The 18,890-nt window shown below is 62.9% G+C and carries 20 protein-coding genes; 3 read left to right on the top strand and 17 right to left on the bottom strand.

Annotated elements, in window-relative coordinates; all coding sequences use genetic code 11:
* Window positions 1-72 precede the first annotated feature (72 nt).
* Complete coding sequence (locus tag QMX91_RS09940) at window positions 73-498, top strand: cytochrome b/b6 domain-containing protein (protein WP_282412644.1); 426 nt, start codon at window positions 73-75, stop codon at window positions 496-498.
* 1 nt (window position 499) lies between these two features.
* On the opposite strand, the gene QMX91_RS09935 is transcribed toward QMX91_RS09940, so the two are convergent.
* The gene (locus QMX91_RS09935; RefSeq protein WP_282412643.1) at window positions 500-1,777 is read right to left on the bottom strand and encodes an MFS transporter; all 1,278 of its coding nucleotides are present in this window, start codon (window positions 1,775-1,777) and stop codon (window positions 500-502) included.
* Between the two features lie 118 nt (window positions 1,778-1,895).
* On the opposite strand from QMX91_RS09935, the gene QMX91_RS09930 reads away from it, so the two are divergent.
* Entirely contained in the window at window positions 1,896-2,798 is a 903-nt protein-coding gene (locus QMX91_RS09930) for a LysR family transcriptional regulator (RefSeq protein ID WP_134785251.1), read from the top strand.
* Window positions 2,799-2,902: 104 nt separating this feature from the next.
* On the opposite strand, the gene QMX91_RS09925 is transcribed toward QMX91_RS09930, so the two are convergent.
* Window positions 2,903-3,340, bottom strand: a complete 438-nt coding sequence (locus QMX91_RS09925; protein WP_210556773.1) for an excinuclease — start codon at window positions 3,338-3,340, stop codon at window positions 2,903-2,905.
* Between the two features lie 208 nt (window positions 3,341-3,548).
* Between QMX91_RS09925 and QMX91_RS09920 the strand changes: the two genes are divergently transcribed.
* Window positions 3,549-3,932 (top strand): type II toxin-antitoxin system PemK/MazF family toxin, encoded by a 384-nt coding sequence (locus QMX91_RS09920; RefSeq protein WP_282412642.1) that lies wholly within the window; start codon window positions 3,549-3,551, stop codon window positions 3,930-3,932.
* A gap of 213 nt (window positions 3,933-4,145) precedes the next feature.
* Here QMX91_RS09920 and QMX91_RS09915 read toward each other — a convergent pair whose 3' ends face one another.
* The 15 genes from QMX91_RS09915 to QMX91_RS09845 are packed head-to-tail and all read right to left on the bottom strand — an operon-like array spanning window position 4,146 to window position 18,825.
* Window positions 4,146-4,949 carry a hypothetical protein gene (locus tag QMX91_RS09915; RefSeq protein ID WP_007967258.1) on the bottom strand — a complete coding sequence of 268 codons (804 nt, stop codon included), beginning with the start codon at window positions 4,947-4,949 and terminating at the stop codon, window positions 4,146-4,148.
* A 25-nt stretch (window positions 4,950-4,974) separates the two neighbouring features.
* Window positions 4,975-6,201: a beta-ketoacyl-ACP synthase gene (locus QMX91_RS09910; RefSeq protein WP_210556772.1), complete on the bottom strand. Its 1,227-nt coding sequence runs from the start codon at window positions 6,199-6,201 to the stop codon at window positions 4,975-4,977.
* Complete coding sequence (gene fabG, locus QMX91_RS09905) at window positions 6,201-6,929, bottom strand: 3-oxoacyl-ACP reductase FabG (protein WP_027611328.1); 729 nt, start codon at window positions 6,927-6,929, stop codon at window positions 6,201-6,203. The genes QMX91_RS09910 and fabG overlap by 1 nt, the downstream gene beginning before the upstream one ends.
* Window positions 6,922-7,386 carry a hotdog family protein gene (locus tag QMX91_RS09900; protein ID WP_253149135.1) on the bottom strand — a complete coding sequence of 155 codons (465 nt, stop codon included), beginning with the start codon at window positions 7,384-7,386 and terminating at the stop codon, window positions 6,922-6,924. The genes fabG and QMX91_RS09900 overlap by 8 nt, the downstream gene beginning before the upstream one ends.
* Window positions 7,383-8,579 (bottom strand): beta-ketoacyl-[acyl-carrier-protein] synthase family protein, encoded by a 1,197-nt coding sequence (locus QMX91_RS09895; RefSeq protein ID WP_282412641.1) that lies wholly within the window; start codon window positions 8,577-8,579, stop codon window positions 7,383-7,385. The genes QMX91_RS09900 and QMX91_RS09895 overlap by 4 nt, the downstream gene beginning before the upstream one ends.
* Window positions 8,576-9,166: a hypothetical protein gene (locus QMX91_RS09890; RefSeq protein ID WP_193774870.1), complete on the bottom strand. Its 591-nt coding sequence runs from the start codon at window positions 9,164-9,166 to the stop codon at window positions 8,576-8,578. Before QMX91_RS09890 ends, QMX91_RS09895 begins: the two co-directional genes overlap by 4 nt.
* Complete coding sequence (locus QMX91_RS09885; protein ID WP_139053549.1) at window positions 9,166-9,891, bottom strand: class I SAM-dependent methyltransferase; 726 nt, start codon at window positions 9,889-9,891, stop codon at window positions 9,166-9,168. Before QMX91_RS09885 ends, QMX91_RS09890 begins: the two co-directional genes overlap by 1 nt.
* Window positions 9,888-11,135: an NAD(P)/FAD-dependent oxidoreductase gene (locus QMX91_RS09880; protein WP_135294795.1), complete on the bottom strand. Its 1,248-nt coding sequence runs from the start codon at window positions 11,133-11,135 to the stop codon at window positions 9,888-9,890. The genes QMX91_RS09885 and QMX91_RS09880 overlap by 4 nt, the downstream gene beginning before the upstream one ends.
* Window positions 11,122-12,285, bottom strand: a complete 1,164-nt coding sequence (locus QMX91_RS09875; protein WP_135294796.1) for a sodium:proton antiporter — start codon at window positions 12,283-12,285, stop codon at window positions 11,122-11,124. The genes QMX91_RS09880 and QMX91_RS09875 overlap by 14 nt, the downstream gene beginning before the upstream one ends.
* A complete protein-coding gene (locus tag QMX91_RS09870) occupies window positions 12,282-14,621 on the bottom strand; it encodes an MMPL family transporter (RefSeq protein ID WP_282412640.1) in 2,340 nt (779 codons plus the stop codon). Before QMX91_RS09870 ends, QMX91_RS09875 begins: the two co-directional genes overlap by 4 nt.
* Window positions 14,605-15,207: an outer membrane lipoprotein carrier protein LolA gene (locus QMX91_RS09865; protein WP_282412639.1), complete on the bottom strand. Its 603-nt coding sequence runs from the start codon at window positions 15,205-15,207 to the stop codon at window positions 14,605-14,607. The genes QMX91_RS09870 and QMX91_RS09865 overlap by 17 nt, the downstream gene beginning before the upstream one ends.
* A complete protein-coding gene (locus QMX91_RS09860) occupies window positions 15,204-15,629 on the bottom strand; it encodes an acyl-CoA thioesterase (RefSeq protein ID WP_098966848.1) in 426 nt (141 codons plus the stop codon). The genes QMX91_RS09865 and QMX91_RS09860 overlap by 4 nt, the downstream gene beginning before the upstream one ends.
* The gene (locus tag QMX91_RS09855) at window positions 15,622-17,166 is read right to left on the bottom strand and encodes an aromatic amino acid ammonia-lyase (protein ID WP_282412638.1); all 1,545 of its coding nucleotides are present in this window, start codon (window positions 17,164-17,166) and stop codon (window positions 15,622-15,624) included. Before QMX91_RS09855 ends, QMX91_RS09860 begins: the two co-directional genes overlap by 8 nt.
* The gene (locus tag QMX91_RS09850; RefSeq protein ID WP_282412637.1) at window positions 17,147-18,094 is read right to left on the bottom strand and encodes a glycosyl transferase; all 948 of its coding nucleotides are present in this window, start codon (window positions 18,092-18,094) and stop codon (window positions 17,147-17,149) included. The genes QMX91_RS09855 and QMX91_RS09850 overlap by 20 nt, the downstream gene beginning before the upstream one ends.
* A complete protein-coding gene (locus QMX91_RS09845) occupies window positions 18,091-18,825 on the bottom strand; it encodes a glycosyltransferase family 2 protein (protein WP_282412636.1) in 735 nt (244 codons plus the stop codon). The genes QMX91_RS09850 and QMX91_RS09845 overlap by 4 nt, the downstream gene beginning before the upstream one ends.
* Window positions 18,826-18,890: the final 65 nt, after the last annotated feature.

Below are 18,890 nucleotides of genomic sequence, written 5' to 3'. Positions count from 1 at the left end.
GTAAGCGCTTCGACTTCAAGTGTCCGATCGAGGTTATGGACGAGGTGATGCAGGAAGCTATGGCTATGCGGCATGATGCTCCAGCTTCAATTCAATAACCGTGTTGCACTCAGCTCCTGTAACCGCCATGTTTCGGTGACGGCTTTATTTATTCCGGTATTTATACTGAGATTGTATATTTCTGTCAGAGGCTCTCATACCTCTCGCGAGGTGGCCAAGCCCTTTATGGAGTGTCTGGCGAGCTGGATGCATAAGTCTATTTATCTGATGACGGCGGTTGTCTTGCTCACAGGAATATTAATGATGGATCGACCGATCAATATATTTGATCTGGTTCTTATTCCGGCGCCGCTGAACGATCTACAGTGGATTGATCGGTTCTTCGTCATCCATGTTTGGGCGTGCGTGATGTTACTGGTTCAAGTAGCGCTACACATCGCAGCCGTTATCAAACACGAAATGTGTGGGCGCCGAATCCTGAAAAAAATGGTGTTCTGACTCAAGCGGGAGCGCTGCCACCGAGGGGCGGCAACTTCGCCAGTTTCAACGCCACCAACAGCGCGATCATCAACAGAGAGCCAATAAACAGGCCGATGCCATTCCACCCGCCGAGATGCCAGAACACTCCGCCAGCCGTGCCGGCAATACTCGACCCGGCGTAATAACTGAATAGGTACAACGACGACGCCTGGCCCTTGGCCTTGGTCGCACGCCGGCCGATCCAGCTGCTCGCCACCGAGTGCGCGCCGAAGAAGCCGAAGGTGAAGATCAGCATGCCGACGATCACCAGCAACAGCGGCGTAAACATCGTGAGCGCAAGGCCGGCGAACATCAGTGCGATGGTTGCCCACAGCACTTTGCGCCGCCCCAGTTTGTCCGCCAGCGAACCGATCTTCGCCGAGCTGTAGATGCCCGACAGGTACACCACCGACAGCAAGCCGACGAACACCTGATCGAGGTTGTACGGCGCGGCCAGCAGGCGATAACCGATGTAGTTGAACAGGGTGACGAAGGCGCCCATCAGCACGAACGCTTCAAGAAACAGCAGCGGCAGGCCGGCGTCGCGAAAGTGCATGGTGAAGCCATCAAGCAGGCTGCGTGGATGCAGCGAGCGCGAGCGGAAGTTGCGCGATTCGGGAAGGATCTTCCAGAACACCGCCGCTGCGACCAGCGCCAGACCGCCAATCACCAGCATCGCCGTGTGCCAGCTGACGAAATCGATCAGCACCCCGGTGATCAAGCGGCCGCTCATCCCGCCAATCGCGTTGCCGCCGATGTACAGGCCCATCGCCAGACCGATGTGCTGTGGATGGATTTCCTCGCTCAGATACGTCATCGCCACCGCCGCCAGACCACTCAACGACAGCCCGATCAGCGCGCGCATGATCAGCACACCCTGCCAGCTCGGCATCATCGAACTGGCAATGGTGCACAGCGCGGCGGCGAACAGTGCCGTGACCATCACCGGTTTGCGTCCGACCCGGTCGGAAATCGGTCCGGTGATCAGCAGACCGAAGGCCAGCATGCCGGTCGCCACCGACAGAATCAGGCTGCTCTGCGCCGCGTTGATCGAATACTCGTGAGACAGCAGCGGCATCATCGGCTGCACGCAATACAGCAAAGCGAAGGTCGCGAAGCCACCGCTGAACAGCGCGAGTACCGTGCGCATGAACATCGGCGTGCCTTTTTCGATGTAGATCTCCTGCAGCTCGGCGATGACATCGTCCGCCGCGGCAGGCGGAACTTCATGGGCAAGAGGGGCGGCGGCGGTTTTCACATCAGACCTCGGAGGGCACGGCCAGGCAGGCAATGAAAAAATCATATAGCTGGCTAATGTTTCTATCCAATATATTGTTCGACCTGTTTGATAGCTATAACGACCTAATGGGGTTTCCATGGAATTGCGTCATCTGCGCTACTTCATCGCCGTCGCCGAAGAATTGCATTTCGGCCGCGCCGCACAGGTGCTGGGGATCTCTCAGCCACCGCTGAGTCAGCAGATTCAGGCTTTGGAGCAAGAGGTCGGTGCGCGGTTGTTCGAGCGCACCAATCGTCGGGTCGAGCTGAGCGAGGCCGGCCGATTGTTTCTGCAGGAGGCGCGGCTGGTGCTGGCGCAGGTCGACAAAGCGGCGGACGTCGCCCGGCGTGCGCAACTCGGCGAACTCGGCGAATTGAAGATTGGCTTCACCTCGTCGGCGCCGTTCAACTCGACCATTCCCCAGGCGATTTTTGCTTTTCGCCAGCGTTTCCCGGCAGTGCATCTGAACCTGCGGGAGATGAGCAGCACCATGGTCGCGGACGCGCTGGTGGATGAGTCGATCGAAGTCGGCATCATGCGTCCGCTGGGTCTACCGGATTCGCTGAGTGTGGTGGAGCTGATGCGTGAGCCGCTGGTGGCGGTGCTCGGCTCCAAACATCCGTTGGCGCAAGGCAGCGAGGAAGGGCTGTTCCTCTCGGCGCTGGCGCTGGAGCCGTTCGTGTTCTTTCCGCGCAGCTACGGCAGCGGGCTGTATGCGCAACTGCTCAGTCTGGCCCGCGATGCCGGATTCAGTCCGCACTTCGCCCAGGAGGCCGGTGAGGCGATGACCATCATCGGACTGGTCGCAGCGGGGCTGGGGGTTTCGGTGTTGCCGGCGTCGTATCAGCGGATGCGCATTGACGGTGTGGTCTATCGACCACTGCTCGATCCGGAGGCGGTGTCGGCGGTGTGGCTGGTGCAGCGCAAGGATCAGAAATCGCCGATGGCCAAGGCGTTCGTCGAGCTGCTGACGCGCAAGGTTGAGCCTTCAAGTGGGTGATGGCTACCGGCCTCTTCGCGAGCAAGCCCGCTCCCACAACTGGAATGCAGTCCCCTGTGGGAGCGGGCTTGCTCGCGAAGGCGCCCGCCCAAACACCACACCTCTCAGGGCAACCGCACCAGATCCCCCTTCAACGCCACCCGCGTCACAAACACCCCGGCCCGGCACTCATAAGTATTCAAATCCTTGCGCACATGCTGGTCGTAATAACTGACGATATTGACCACCGCATTCGCCCCGACCCGCTTGGCGTCGGCCTGTAACTTGATCAGGTTCGACTGCAGCACCCACTCGCAGGAATCGTGATCGCTCTTGTTGAAACCGTTGGTGCGCAAATCACTGATCACATCCCGGCGCAACAACTGCTGCGTGCCCTGCGGCCCGTTGCCGATCAGATAGAACTTCACACTGCCATCCAGCCGCCCGGCGCGAATCGCATCCGAGAGCACGGTTTCGAACGGCATGTACATCAGGTTGGTGGCGTGGCTGGCGCTAGGCAATAACCCGAGGAGCGTGGCGGCGATCAGGGCTTTCACTTGCATGGTCATCTCCTTGACGGTGAAAGAGAACCGCGAGTGCTCGAACAATGGGCTCGCCGTTCTGGCTGGCGATGGTTGAGACCCGCAGGACGAGTGTAGTTGTCGTTCAGGTGATGAGAGGAGTCAGCCCTTTACATTTCTGGTAACGGAACTGCTTTAGGGAAAGTTGCGGTAAATGCGCAAAATCAGTTCTTTTTAGTGAGTGCCATGGATGCCACTTCTCTATCAGCCCAAGGAGGGCAGTGTTCTGATCTGTGATTTCAGAGGTTTTGAAGTACCGGAGATGGTCAAAATCAGGCCCGTGGTGGTGATACGCAAGCACCGATCCAACAGTTTGTTGGTGACTGTGGTGCCATTGAGTACAACTGCGCCGGATTGTTTGCTGGAGCATCATCTGGAGCTCGCCAGCCATCTTCAAGGTGCCAGTTCAACCTGCTGGGCAAAATGCGACATGGTAGCGACGGTCAGTCTTGCGCGACTGGACAGGATCAGAAGTAAAGACCGTCACGGAAAGCGTGTTTACTTGATTTCACATCTTGCAACAGACGAGTTTTACGCCATCAAGACTGCGGTTAGAAAGGCCTTGGGCGTGTAGTAGCCGTTGAGAGGGTGCATCGAAGCCAATTGCCATCCATTGCTGGTAATGACATTTCAGGCAATACTGCCGGCGTTCCCGAAAGGGGCTTGTGAGACTCTGAGGATCCTGGGCAACCAGCCATCACAGAGCCAGACAGGTGGAAGGGCGATGACAAGCCAACCTGTTTGTGAAAGGGCGCCGCAAGGCGCCCTTTGTCGTTTCTACTGTCAATCAATCGACGTGGGCCAAATCCCCACGCAACGCCACGCTCGACACCACCAGGCCGGCGCGGCACTGGAATTTCTCGGTGTCTTTGTACAGGTCGCGCTGGTCGACGCTGGCGATGTTGATCACGGCGTTGGCGTCGGCTTTTTTCGCGGCGTTCTGCAGGGTGGCGAGGGCCGACTGCAGCGCCCAGAAGCAGGCGTCGGTGTCGGACTTGTTCGAGCCGTTGGTTTTGCGGCTGCTGCTCACGGTGTCGAGTTTGCGCACCTGTTTTGGCAGGGTTTCGCCGGCCAGGTAGAACTTCACGCTGCCGTCGAGCAGGCCGGCGTCGGTGGCGCGTTTGACGCCCTCGCGAAAGCTCAGGTAGGTCGGTTCGTCGGCGCCTTGCTTGACGATGCCCAAGTCGTTGACGAACTCGATGTCCGGGTTGATCGACAGTTCCTTGAGCACGTTGTCGCGCAGGCGGTTGACCCAGCGATTGTAGTTGCCGTGGATCTTGCCGTCCTTGGCGTCGAGGCCGTAGCTGCTGCGGTAGTCGATTTCAAACGAGGTCGGGCTGAACGGGATGTCGACTTCGGCGTGGTGACGGCCGCGTACGGTAATCGCCGCTTTGATCATGCCCGGGCGCACCGACTGCACCACCCACTGGCGATCATTGAGTGCGGTGACGATGGCGCGGCTCATCTGTTGCTGGGTGAAGCCGAGGTTGGGCGAGAACTCTTCCTTGGCGTTGTAAACCGGTTTGCTGGTGCAACCGCCGAGCACAAAGGCTAGGGCCAGCAGGGCGGCGATGCGGTGAAACTGAGTCATTCCCTTCACTCCAAACGTGTTGCGGTCAGTGCCAGCGGCGGAAAATCAACGAGGTGTTGACGCCACCAAAAGCGAAATTGTTGTTCATCACGTACTCGTGATGCATCTGGCGGAATTCGCCGCGCAGGTAATCGAGCTTGCCGCAGTGCGGGTCGACCTCGTCGAGGTTGAGCGTGTGCACATACAGGTCGCGATTCATCATCTCGATGCTGAACCATGACTCCAGCGCCCCGCAGGCCCCCAGCGTGTGGCCGAGGAAACTCTTCTGCGAGCTGATCGGCATGTGTTCGCCGAACAGACTGCTGGTCGCCAGTGTTTCGGCAATGTCGCCCTGTTCTGTAGCGGTGCCGTGACCATTGACGTAACCGATGGCATCCGGCGACAGCCCGGCGTCTTCCAGCGCCAGTTCCATGGCGCGGCGCATGGTGATCTGCTCGGGGCGAGTGGTGTGCTGACCATCGGCGTTGCTGCCGAAACCGACGATCTCGGCGTGGATCCGCGCCCCGCGCGCCAGCGCATGCTCCAGCTCTTCAAGCACCAGCATGCCGCCACCTTCGCCGATCACCAGACCGTCGCGGCCCTTGTCGTACGGACGTGGGCTGGTCTGTGGCGCGTCGTTTTTCAGGCTGGTGGCGTACAGCGCGTCGAAGACCATGGCTTCGGTCGGGCACAGCTCTTCGGCACCGCCGGCGAGCATCAGCGGCAGCCGTCCGAACTTGATCGCTTCATACGCGTAGCCGATGCCCTGACTGCCGCTGGTGCAGGCGCTGGACGTCGGGATCAGGCGTCCGGTGAGGCCGAAGAAAATGCTGATATTGGCCGCGGTGGTGTGCGGCATCATCCGCACGTAGGAGTTGGCGTTGAGGCCTTCGGCCACCGAGTTGAGCAGCATGTTGCCGAAGGCCTTGATCTCGTCGGTGCTGCCGGTGGATGAGCCGCAGGCCACACCCATGCGTCCGTCCTTGATCGATTCGTCACCGAGCAGGCCGGCGTCGGCCAGTGCCTGTTCCGCCGCGCCCACCGCCAGCCGTGACACCCGGCCCATGCTGCGCAGTTGCTTGCGGGTCCAGTGCGGCGGTACGACAAAATCATCGATCGGCCCGGCCAGGCGGGTGTTGAGTTCGCTGAAGCGGTCCCACTCGTCCATGCGGCGGATGCCGCTGCGGTTGGCCGCGAAGTTGCCGGCGATGGTCTGCCAGTCGCTGCCCAGCGAGGTGATGCCGGCCATGCCGGTGACGACAACGCGCTTCATCAGCACAAGCCTCCGTTGACCGCCAAGACCTGGCGGGTGATGTACGAGGCTTCCGCCGACATCAGGAAATTCACCGCAGCAGCCACCTCTTCCGGGGTGCCCATGCGTTGTGCGGGGATCATTTTCATCAGCTCTTCCACCGGCACGTTTTCGTCGAGCATCGCCGTGTCGATCAGGCCCGGCGCGACGCAGTTAACCGTGATTTTGCGCTTGCCCAGTTCAATCGCCAACGCTTTCGCCGCACCGATCACCCCGGCCTTGGAGGCGCTGTAGTTGACCTGGCCACGGTTGCCGATCAAACCCGACACCGAAGTGATGCAGACGATCCGACCGGCGGCGCGACGACGGATCATCGGCATCATCACCGGGTGCAGGACGTTGTAGAAACCATCGAGGTTGGTGCGCAACACCACGTCCCAATCGTCATCGCTCAACGCCGGAAAAGCGCCATCGCGGGTCAGGCCGGCGTTGAGCACCACGCCGTAATAGGCACCGTGGGTTTCGACGTCGGCTTCGAGGATGGTTTTGCAGGTTTCGCGGTCGGCGACGTCGAATTGCAGGATGCGCGCGTTGCGGCCCAGCGCTTCGACTTCGGCCTTCACCGCTTGGGCTTCAGCCACGCCGCTGCGGCAATGCAGGACGATGTCGTGCCCGGCCTGCGCCAGACGCAAGGCAATGGCGCGGCCGATGCCACGGCTGGAGCCGGTGACCAGTACGGATTCAGTCATCGTTCGACTCTCTGTTTTGTTCAAGGTATTGGCTGGGCTGCGGCGGGCGGAACACGTTCAAGCGGGCGCTGGCCTCGATGCCGGGGGCGTTGATGTGGCATTCGAAAACACCCATGCCGTTGTCGTCTTCCAGCGAACGGATGCCGTGGATGGTCAGTTCGCTGCCGGCCGGAAACGCCTCGACGTTGCACTCGAATTTGCGCGTGCCGAGGAGGAAGCCCAGCTCCACCGGGTTGCCCTTCTGCCGTGCATGGCAACCGGCGAACGCGGCAACGCTCTGCGCCATCAGTTCGACACCGACCCACGCCGGCAGGCTGCCGTCGGGCAGGCTGAACAAGCCGTCGGGCTTGACCGTGAGGCGGGTGTGGATCTGCTCCTCGTCGAAGCTGAGGATGCGGTCGAGCAGAATCATGTCGCCAGCGTGGGGCAGCAGTTCGGCGAGCGGCCAGTCGTTCATGGGGCGTCTCCGATAATCAGGCTGACGTTGTTGCCGCCGAAGGCAAACGAGTTGCTCATCAGGTAGCGGGGTGCAATGGACGACAGGCGTTCGCTCGCGGTCACCCACTTCAGCGCCGGCAAGTCGGGGTCGGGATGGGCGTCCCAGACGTGTGGCGGCAGGGCGTGCTGCGGGTTGTCGGCGCTCAGGCTCAGCCAGCAGAACGCCGCTTCGAGGGCGCCGGCAGCGCCGAGGGTGTGGCCGGTCACCGGCTTGGTCGACGAGCAGGCCACTCCGTCGGGGAACAGCGTGGCGACCGCCAGACTTTCCATCGCATCGTTGTGCTGGGTCGCGGTGCCGTGCAGGTTCAGGTAGCTGATTTGCGCCGCTTGCAGCTGTGCGCGGCTCAAGGCTTTCTGCATCGCTTGCAGGGCGCCGCGGCCGCTCGGTTCCGGCGCGGAAATATGGTGCGCGTCGGAGCTGGCGCCGCTGCCGAGCAGGGCAATGGCCGGGCCGTCGCAGCGCTGCTTGCTCATCAGGAACAGCACCGCCGCTTCGCCGATGTTGATGCCGTCGCGGTTGGCCGAGAACGGATTGCAGCGCTCGTCGGACACCGCTTCCAGTGAGGTGAAACCGTTGAGCGTGAGTTTACACAGGCTGTCGACCCCGCCGCACAGCACCGCGTCGCACAGGCCCAGATCGAGCAAGCGCTGCGCGCTCATCAACGCCCGCGCACTGGACGTGCAGGCGGTGGAAATCACGTAGGTCGGGCCGCTGAGTTGCAGCCAGTCGGCGAGAAAATTCGCCGGGGCGCCGAGTTCCTGTTGCCGATAGTCGTACTCGGCCGGGAACTGCCGCTCACGAAGGTAGTGCGCCAACCCGCGACTGGCTTCGTCGATCCCCGAGGTGCTGGTGCCGAGCACCACGCCGATGCGCGCGCGACCATAGGTCTGGATCGCCCGGTCGATGTCCTCGCGAATCTGCAGCGCGGCTTCCAGCAGCAGTTGATTGTTGCGGCTGCTCTGATCGGCCAGTTCGGCCGGAATCGCCGCCAGCTCACCGTGCACCGCCGCCACCGGCAACTCACGCCCGGCCACCCAGCCGGACTCGCGGCGCATGCCCGAGCAGTCACCGGCAAACAGGTTGTGCGCGACCTGGTGCTTGTCGCGGCCCAACGCGCAGATCACGCCGAGGGCATTGAGGTAGGCAGTCATGGCGTCGGTTCACCGAGAGGAGAAACCCGATAGTGCGGGCCTTGGGGCAGATTCAATTGGAAACTCAACGGTTGTGCATAACGGATCGTCCAGCGCGGCGCCAGCGTGCGTTGCTCGCCCTGCTGCTGCGCGGCGGGATAATTGCGCGCCAGTTCGCCGGAGGGGGTCAGGGCGAACAGCAACGCGGCAAACAGCTCCCGGGCCTCCGGATTGGGCGGCAGCAGCCCGTCGGCCTGCCAGCGACCGTCGATCAGTTGCTGACGCGCCTGGGGGATGCCTAGCGGATCCATCATCGACCAGCGGATGCCGGAGCCTTCGCGCTGGATCACCAGCAGCCAGTCCTGACGTTGATTGGCCTGATTACGTTCGATGTGCAATTGCAGCGGTAACGGCAGCGTCGGGTTGCTCGCGGGCAGCGGCGCCTGGTTGGCGCATCCACTTAGCAGGGCCGTTAGCAACAATACCAGCCACACCACAACCCCTGTGGGAGCGGGCTTGCTCGCGAAGGCGTCGGCACATCCGACATCAATGCCAACTGACCCACCGCTTTCGCGAGCAAGCCCGCTCCCACAGGTTAAGTGTTGCATCAGCAAGCCCCTGCCAATGGTTTTCGGGCAACGACATTCACCAACGTTTCCTCACGCTCGCCAAACGGCTTCGGCCGGCGCAACCCGAACCGCTCCAGCAAGCCGAAATCCTTCGAACGACTCCACCACAAATACGGGTACGAGACATTGCGTTCGCCAAACTCGAAACCCTGCTGGCGAATCATCTCCAGGTACTGCGCCGCGCTCTTCTGCACATGCATCGGATGGCGGAACAGCCAGCGAATCACCCAGGTATCAATGTAAGCCTCGGTGGACTCGGCGAACAGCAGATAACCGCCCGGCTTCAGTACGCGGTAGAACTCGGCGAGGGCTTTTTCCTGTTCGACCAGATGATGAAAGGTCTGGTGGCAGAACAGCAGATCGACACTGGCGTCCGCCACGTTGAGCGTCGCGCAGTCACTGCCGATCAGCTCCACATCGAAACCCTGACGCGCCGCTTCTTCGGCGCTCAATTCAAGGCTGTGCGGATCGGCATCGACACCGATCAAGCGCTGCGGGGCGAAGGTCTGGCGCAAATGCCGGAACGACTTGCCCTGACCACAACCGGCATCCAGCAGCACCGGATTGGCCGGCAGCGACTCGCTGAACAGCCCGCGCAAATCGTTGATCGCCACGCGCAACACATGGTGCTGCCAAGTGTGGCTGCGCAGGAACCAGAAACCGAAGCGGGTTTCCTCGACGTAGCTGTCGCTCAAGTAATTCATGGGGCGTCCTTTGCACAGAGTTCGGAAATCATCTTCAACCGGCGGCGCGCTTCGCTGACGAACGGGTTGCGTTCATCCCAGGCGTAGCCGGCGAGGATCGAGCAGATCATTCGGCGAATCTCCGCCTGACTGTCTTGATAAAAAATCACGTCCTGAAAGGTGCCGGCATACCAGCCTTCGACGTAGCAGCGGAAGGTGTCGACCCCACGTTTGAGCGGTTCGGCGAACTCGCGCTGCCAATCGACGGTTTCGCCCTGCAACTGCCGGTGCAGGACGGCGGCGGCCATGCTCGCCGAACGCATGGCGATGGTCACGCCGGAGGAGAACACCGGGTCGAGAAATTCCGCGGCGTTGCCGAGCAGGGCGAAGCCGGGGCCATGCAGGGTTTTCACATTCGCCGCATAACCACCGAGGGTGCGCGCCGGGGTGTCCCACACCGCGTTGTTCAATACACCGGCGAGGCTCGGGGTTTCGCCGATGAAGCCGCGCAGGCAGGCGTCCAGATCGCTGTCGCGACCATGGAGATGTTCGGCGGCAGCCACCACGCCCACCGAGCAGCGACCGTTGCTGAACGGGATCGTCCAGAACCAGATGTCGCGGTGCTCGGGGTGGGTGGTGACGAGGATCTTCTCGCGGTCGAAGGCCGGGTTGTCGATGTGATCTTCAACGTGGGTGAACACCGCCTGGCGCACCGGGAAATTCGACGGCGCTTCCAGCTCGAGCAAACGCGACAGCACGCGCCCGTAGCCGCTGGCGTCGAGTACGAAACCCGCTTCGACGCGGTACTCGCTGCCGTCCTCGCGCAGCACGTCGAGCTGCGGTCTGGCCCGATCGAAATCGACGCGGACGATGGCGTCGCCGTAGCGGATTTCGGCACCCTGCAATTCAGCCTGATCGGCCAGCAGCTTGTCGAAATCGGCGCGCTGCACCTGGAATGTGGTCGGCTTGCCCGCGCTGAAGGTGTCGCCGAAATCGAAGGCGCTGTAGCGCTCGCCCCAGGCGAACGCAGCACCGGTCTTGCGCTGGAAGCCGGCGGCGTTGACGGCGTCGAGCATGCCGGCTTCTTCGACGAAGTCCAGGCAGTGGCTGAGCAGGCTTTCACCAATGGAAAACCTCGGGAAGTGCTGGCGCTCGAGCACCAGCACATCGTGGCCCTTGCGCGTGAGCAGCGCGGCGGCGATGGCGCCGGACGGGCCGGCACCAATGATCACTACCTGACGACGTTGCATTTCAACGGTTGGCACGTGAACTCCCGGGCGCAGTGGCGGTGGTTTTCAGGGGCGCGCGGTGCAGGCCGATCAGGGCCGGCAACAGCGTCGCGATCAGGCCCATCAGCATCAGCGCGAAGTACAGCGCCGGGCTGATGAGCTGTTGTTGCAGCAGCAGGTTGAGAAAGACGATTTCGCTCAGCCCGCGAATGTTCAGCAGCACGCTTTCACGCCAGCGGCTGGCGCCTTCAAACGACGCACCGGCCCAGCCCAGGCCCAGCCAGTTGCCGAGCAGTTTACTGGCAATCGGCAACAGCAGCAGCGCCGCCCATTGCACCGCGCCGAGGCTGGCGAGGGCGCTGTGCACGTCGATCTGCACGATGCCGAAGGTGAGGATCAGCGGGATCGCGATCCATGTCTGCAAACGGCTCATCCACCGCGCCGGCAATGGCAGCACCAACGGTACTTTCAGCAAGGCCATGCACAGCAGATAACCGATGCCGAAAATCAGTGCGTTGAGTTTGTAGTGCTCGGCCAGCACCAGCAGCGCAAAGAAACCAAGGCTGTAGGTCAGCGGTCGACGCACGCGCAGCAGATGCAACAGCAGCGGCACGCAGGCCAGTCCCAGCGGCAGCAACAGACTGCTCAGATGCAGACTGCCCTGAGCGACACCGAACAGCGTCCAGCAGGTCAGGTCGATGAGGATGGCGGTCTGCACCAGACGCCGGGTGGCGGCGGGCGGGTAGTCGATGTGACGCAAATACAGATACAGCACCGGGATCGCCGTGATCGCGAACACCAGACCGATCGCCAGCGAGTTCAGCCACGGTTGCGCTGGCAGCAACCAAGCGGCGGCCGCCAGACCGGAGGCAAATGGCACGGCAAAACTCGGCACGGCGATTTTCACGCTCTGGCGGTCGAGCCGCAGGTCGATCACATCACTGAGAATGTGCCCGAGCAACAGCGCGAAACTCAGGCTGTAGAGGTCTTTCAGCCACACCGGCGCAATCAGTTGAGCACCGCTGAGCTGCCAGCCCGGTTCGATCCAGAAATACATCAGCAGCGGCAACCCGAAGCTGGCCAGCAGCAACTGGCTGACGATCGGGATCAGGCCGAAATGCCGACCGATACGGGTCGCCACAGCGAACAGCGCCAAGGCCATCAGCCAGAAGCTGACGACCATCACGCTGCCGGCTCCACGACGGCGGCGCGGTGGACGTGACGTCCGGCCCACGGCGCCAGAATGAAACTGAACGCCAGCCCCAGGCTTACCGCCAGGCCGAAGTTGCTCACCGCCGGCGTGCTCGACACCGCCAGCAGACCGAACGACAACCAGGTCGTCAACGCCGCCAGCAAGGTGCCCAGCAAGCTGACAGCCGCACCGCCGACCTGCTCACGCATGAGGATCGCGTAATCGACGCTGATCGCCGTTACCAGCAGCAGGCCGAACAGGCTGAACAGGGTCAGCGGCTGACCGAGCCAACCGAGGCTGGCAAGGCTGCACAGCGCTGCCAGCAGCGGCAGGGCGACGATGCGCAAGGCGCCACCGAAACCGAACGGCACGATCAGCACCAGCACGATCAACACGCAGGAGGCGAGTTTCAGTTCGGCGGCGCTGATCTGGGTCGCGGCGAATACGTTGTTCAATTCGCCGAGACGATCCACCAGCATCACCCCCGGCAAGTCCAGCGCCTGCACCCGCAGCAGTGACGGATTGTTCAGGCCTTGCAGGCTGGTCATCGCCGCCACGCCGTCAGCGGTCGGGCCGAGCCACAGCGTACGGTAAGGCTCGCCTAACGGCCCGGCGAGTGCCGCGTCGATGTCCTCGGCGGGCAGGCTCTGCAACTGCTGCAGTTCGGTTTGCAACGCCGCGAGCGGTACGCCGAGCTCGAGCAGTGGCTGCCAGTATTGCGGCAGTTTGCTCAGCGCTTCGCGAACCTGCTGTTGCTGGCTCGGCGGACTGAGCAGTTGATCGAGGGCCAGATAGCCTTGCAGTTTGTCGAGGTTGACCAGTTGCTGCAGACGCTCGCTCAGCGCGGCCTGACGCTCCAGCAGTTGCTGCTGATTGGCGCCGCGCACGAGGAAGAACTGGCTGGTCGGCTGATAGCCGGTGATGCGTGCGATGGTCTGCGCTTCATCTGTCAGGTGTTGTGGCGCACCGACCCACTGGCGGATGTCGTTCTTGCTTTGCAGCTGCACCAGACCGCCGGCGCAGAAGGCGATCAGCAGCGCCAGCAGCACCGGGGTGCGCACGTGTTCGAGCAGCGTTTCGTGCAGTTGCACCAGACGCTCGGCCAGGCGCAGCGGCCATTGCGCCGGTTGCAGTTCAACGTTTTTCAGCAGGGCTGGCAGCAGGCACACCGCCGACAAATAAGCGCCGAGCAAGCCAGCGGCGGAGAACACCGCGATTTGCGTCAGCGCCGGGAAGGGCGTCCAGGCCAGCGCCAGATAACCGATGGCGCTGGTGATCAGGCTCAGCGTCAGTCCGGAGAGGGTCAGGCGCAGCGCCGGCCAGCTGCGCCACGGCTTGAGGCTCCAGCTTTTCGACAGATAGTGCAGCGGGTAATCCACCGCCACGCCGATCAGGCTGGAGCCGAGTACCAGGGTCATCACGTGCATGTGGCCGAACAGCGCCACGCAGGCCACCGCGCCGAACAGCATGCCCACCAGCACCGGCACGAACGCCAGCAGCACCCGCCAGCGGCGAAACGCCAACAGCAGCAACAACAGAATCCCGAGCGTGGCGCCGCCGCCGACCCAGGTCATTTCGCGGGTGGCTTGCTGCTGACCGTTGGCGGCGTACAGCAGACCGCTGGCAGCCAACAGTTGCACGTCGGCTCTCGCCGCTTGCTCGCGACTGTGCTGCAGCAGATCAGCGACTTTCAGCGGCAGGTTCATGTCGAAGGCATTGCCGGTGGTGCGCGCGCGCAGCAGCACCCAGCGCTTGCCGTCGGCATCGGCGACCAGTGCGCCGCTGCCGATGTCCAGTTGCACCGCGCCGTGTTTCGGCTGGCTGTTCTGGATGCGTCCGGTCAGGCCCAGCCAGTCGTCCTGGCTCGGTACCAGGGTGAAACCGTTGAACGGGTCGAACAGCGCTTGCACCCGTTGCTGAATGAACGCATCGGGATGCTCGGTCAGCAGTTGCCGGTCATCCGCCGAGAGCATCGCCAGTCGCCCTTGCAGCAGTTGCGTGCGCAGCGCCGGCAGATCCGCCTGCAGGTTCCACTGGACCTTTTCGAACAGACCGCTGGCCTGCCATTGCTCGCCCAGAGTCTGAGCCATGGCCACCGCTTGCTGGCGATCGGCGTGGCCGACCAGCACCAGCATTTCCCGATTGAGCGGCTCCTGCATGCGCTGTTCGGCGCGCAGTTCGAGGGCGTCAGGGTTGGTCCCGGGCACCAGCTCCATGAGGTTGGCCGACAGCGGCGCACCGTCGCGCCACTGCCACCCGGCCAGCGCGACGACCGCCAGCAGCAGGATCAGGAACAGCCACGGCAGCCTGCTTTCACTCGGCAAAGTCATGTTGCTCCGCTTCGCTCAACGGTTGACCGGCGCTGCTGTCTTTCATGCGCAGCACGGTGCTGTCGCCCTGGGTTTCCAGCAGTTCGATGGTCTGTACCAGCTCACCGCCGTCGATATTGATCTGATTGAACACTTGCTTGAGCAGCACCGAGCGCGGGGTCAGGGTGAGCTTCCACTGCTGTGCGTCGCCGCTCAGGGCCAGTTCGAAATCCCGTTGCAAACCGCTGCTGTCGCCTTGCAGCACGGCGAGGAACAAACGGTTCTGTTCGGCCCCGGCGCTCTTGTTCGGCAGCAGCTGCCAAGCGTTGCCGTCACGACGGGCGATGCCGTTGGCGGTGATGCGGTAATCCTGTTGCAACGGGGTCTTGAGCAGCCAGAGCAGGCCGTGATTTTTCGCCAGGACAAAGTTGCCTTTGCTGATCAACGGCTGAGGCAGCGCGCGCAGGTGTTTTTCCTGAGTGAACTGGCCGTGGATCACTTCCGGTTTCGCCAGTTGTTCGCTGAGCTGTTGCAGGTCGAAGGCGTTGGCCAGCGTCGACACGGCGAGCAGCGCCATCGCGCCAAGGCATTTGCAGAACAGGTTCATCGCAGCATCCTTTCCACCGCTTCGGTGAACACTTTGGGTGAGGCCAGTTGCATCTCGCGGCTGCTGATCTCGACCGCCACCTGCACCGAGCTGGCACGGGTCAGGCGTTCGCCGGTCTGCAGGTCGGTGATCAGATAATTGATCTTCAAGCGGTTCTCCCACTCCACCAGACTGGCGCGCACGTTCACGCGCTGGCCGAACACCGCGCCGCGCACATAACGCAGTTGCAGGTCGATGATCGGCCACGCGTAACCGGACTCGGACATCTGCGTGTAGTTGTGGCCGATCTTGTCGAGCAGCGCGCAGCGCGCCACTTCCAGGTATTTGACGTAATGCCCGTGCCAGACCACGTGCATGGTGTCGACGTCGAAAAACGGTACGAGGATTTCCGTGTCGGCGTGCAGCACTCCGGCGCTACGCATGCAGCCTCCAGTGTTGCTCGGCAATGCGTTGCAGACACAGGCGCAATTCGCCTTCGAGTGCACGGTCTTCGATGACCGGCGGGAAGTCCTTGGCCAGCTCTTCGTGCATGGCGGCCAGCGAAGGTGGCAGCGCGCGTGCGTCTTCATCGCGACCACGCAGCCAGACGCCCTGATTGGCCGCGAGCAACGTGGCGGCGGCGACTTGTTCGGTCAGCTCCAGCACGCGAATCGCGTCACGGGCGGCGATGGTGCCCATGCTCACCTTGTCCTGGTTGTGACACTCGGTGGAGCGTGAGAACACGCTGGCCGGCATGGTGTTTTTCAGCGCTTCGGCGGTCCAGGCGCTGGTGCCGATCTGCACGGCCTTGAAGCCGTGATTGATCATGGCGCGATCCGCCGGGGCGCCGGACAGGTTGCTCGGCAAACCGTGGTTGTAGCGCTCGTCGACCAGCAGCGCGAGCTGCCGGTCGAGCAGGTCGGCGACGTTGGCCACCAGATTTTTCAGGCTGTCCATGGCGAACGCGATGTGCCCGCCGTAGAAGTGCCCGCCGTGCAGCACGCGTTCGGCTTCGGCGTCGATGATCGGGTTGTCGTTGGCGCTGTTGAGTTCGGTCTCGATGAATGAGCGCAGCCAGTTCAGGCTGTCGGCCAGCACCCCGAGCACGTGCGGGGCGCAGCGCAGCGAGTAGCGATCCTGCAGGCGATGCAGCGGCGCGGTCGGCGCGTCGATCGCCAGATCCTTGCGCAGCCACGCGGCGACTTGCATCTGCCCCGGATGCGGCTTGGCGGCGAACAGACGCTCGTCGAAGTGTTCCGGATTGCCTTGCAGCGCGACCACGTTGAGCGCGGTGATGCGCGTGGCCAGTTGCAGCAGATAGTCGGCGCGGGCGAAAGCCAGGCACGCAAGACCGGTCATCACCGCCGTGCCGTTCATCAAGGCCAGCGCTTCTTTCGGACGGAGCACCAATGGCGTCCAGCCCAGTTCGCGATGCACGTCGGCCGCTTGCCGGCGTTCGCCACGGAACAGCACTTCGCGCTCGCCGGACAGGGTGGCGGCGACGTAGGACAGCGGCGTCAGATCGCCGCTGGCCCCGACCGAACCTTCTTCGGGGATCAGCGGCAGGATGTCGTGTTCGAGGAAGGCGTGCAGGCGCTCCAGCAGTTCGATGCGCACCCCGGACACGCCGTGACACAGCGACTGCAAACGCGCCGCCAGCACGGCGCGGGTGGCTTGCGGGTCGAGCAGTTTGCCGAGTCCGCAACCGTGGAAGGTGTAGAGATGACGCGGCAGTGCCTCGACGTGATGCAGCGGCACCGCGACCACGCAGGAATCGCCGTAACCGGTGGTCACGCCGTAGATCACGCCTTCCTTGTCCAGCAGCGAGTCGAGGAACCGTGCGCCTTTGGCGATGCGCTCGCGGTAAGCGGCGTCGCTCTGCAACTGCACGGGCGCCTGACGGTTGGCCAGGGCCAGCACGTCTTCGATGTGCAAAGGGCGTTCGCCGAAGGTTACCGGCTCATGGGTGGGCGTCGTCATCGGTCTTCCAGAAAGGGTAAAAGTTGAACCATTGGTGCGGGGCTTCGAGGCAATAGTGACTCAGGCGCTGCGCGTAGCGGGTGGCCCACTGATGAATGACCTGCTCGCGCTCGCGGCGTGTCCACGTCACGCTGTCGGCGAACGGCTCGAGGGTCAGGCGATAGTGGCCGTCCGGTTGTTTCAGGCACATCAGCAGATTGACCGGACACTTGAGCAAACCGGCCAGCAGCCACGGACCTTGCGGAAGCGCTGCCGGGTGGCCGAGAAAGTCCACGCTGACGCTGCGCCCGCCGTGCAACGGCACGCGGTCGCCAGCAATCGCCAGCCACTCGCCGCGCTCCAGGCGTTCGTGCAGTTGCAGCATGATTACCGGGTCCAGCTCGCTGACCTGAATCAGGCGCAGATTGGTCGCCCCGGCCTCGCCCAGCAAGCGATTGAACTGCTCGGCGTGCTTGGTGTGCACCAATACGTTCATGGTGACCTTTTCGCCAATCTCCGCCAGCGCCCGGCACACCTCGAGGTTGCTCAGGTGCGCGCCGACCAGCAGTTGCCCGCGACTGCCGCGCAACTGATTGCGCAGCAATGCCGGGTCGATGATTTCGATCTGCTCGATGCGCAGCTTGCCGTTCCACACGTCGAGCTTGTCGAGCAGCGAATCGGCGAACGCCATGAACTGGCGGAACACCCGCCAGTAACTCGGGCGCAATTCGGCGCGGTTGCTCCAGTCGGCCAACCGTTGCTGGTATTGCCAGGCACTGTTGCGCGCGGTACGGCCGAACAGGAAGAAGTACAGGACGATGCCGTACAGCAGCGGACTGAGCAGACGCCGGCCAAGCACCTTGGCGGCGAACGCGGTGAATTTCATCAGCAGGAAGCTGCCGCGTTCTTCGCGGTCGGCCCAGTGCTTCTTGTCGGTCTCGACGCTCATGCTCGCCACCGGCGCCAGAGGATGACGGGCAGGCGCAGCAGCATGCCGAAGAACAACCGGGTATGCATGCTGGAAATCAGCGCGTTGTCATGGAACAGACGGAAGTGCGAGACGCCGTCCAGCGGGTAATGCACGCTGGTCTGCAGCCAGCGCATCGGCTGGTTGCGCCACGCCAGACGCACGAGGATGTCCGAGTCGAAATCCATGCGCTTGCCGACCCGCGCCGAGTCGATCACCGCCAGCGTCGGGGCCAGCGGATAGACGCGAAAGCCGCACATCGAATCGCGAATCTGCAGCGACAGCGTGTTGATCCAGACCATCACGTGGGTCAGATAACGTGCGTACAAACGGCCCTTGGGCACGCTCTCGTCAAACAGCGGATAACCGCAGATCATCGCGTCCGGGTGGGCGCGGGATTCCTCGACGAAACGGGCGACGTCGTGCAGGTCGTGCTGGCCGTCGGCGTCAACTTGCAGGGCATGGGTGAAGCCCAGACGAGCAGCCTCGCGCAGGCCGGTCATCACCGCGCCGCCCTTGCCCTGATTGAGGGTCAGGCGCACCAGATGCACGCTTTCGCGTTCGGCCAGCGCATCCAGCACTCGCGCGCAGGACGGGGTGCTGGCATCGTCCACCAGAATGCACGGCAGGCCTTGGGCGAGCAGCGCGTCGACCACGGTGCCGATCGCGGTTTCATGGTTGTAGACCGGAATCACGGCGCAAGGGTTATGCATTGACCACATCCCCACTGTGGCGAGGGAGCTTGCTCCCGCTCGAGTGCGCAGCACTCGCTCGCAGT

Origin of the sequence: Pseudomonas sp. PS01299, assembly GCF_029960145.1 — a bacterium.
Classification (GTDB): Bacteria; Pseudomonadota; Gammaproteobacteria; order Pseudomonadales; family Pseudomonadaceae; genus Aquipseudomonas; species Aquipseudomonas putida_A.
The sequence above is the reverse complement of the archived record's forward strand: the minus strand, read 5'-3'. Positions and strand labels throughout refer to the sequence as shown.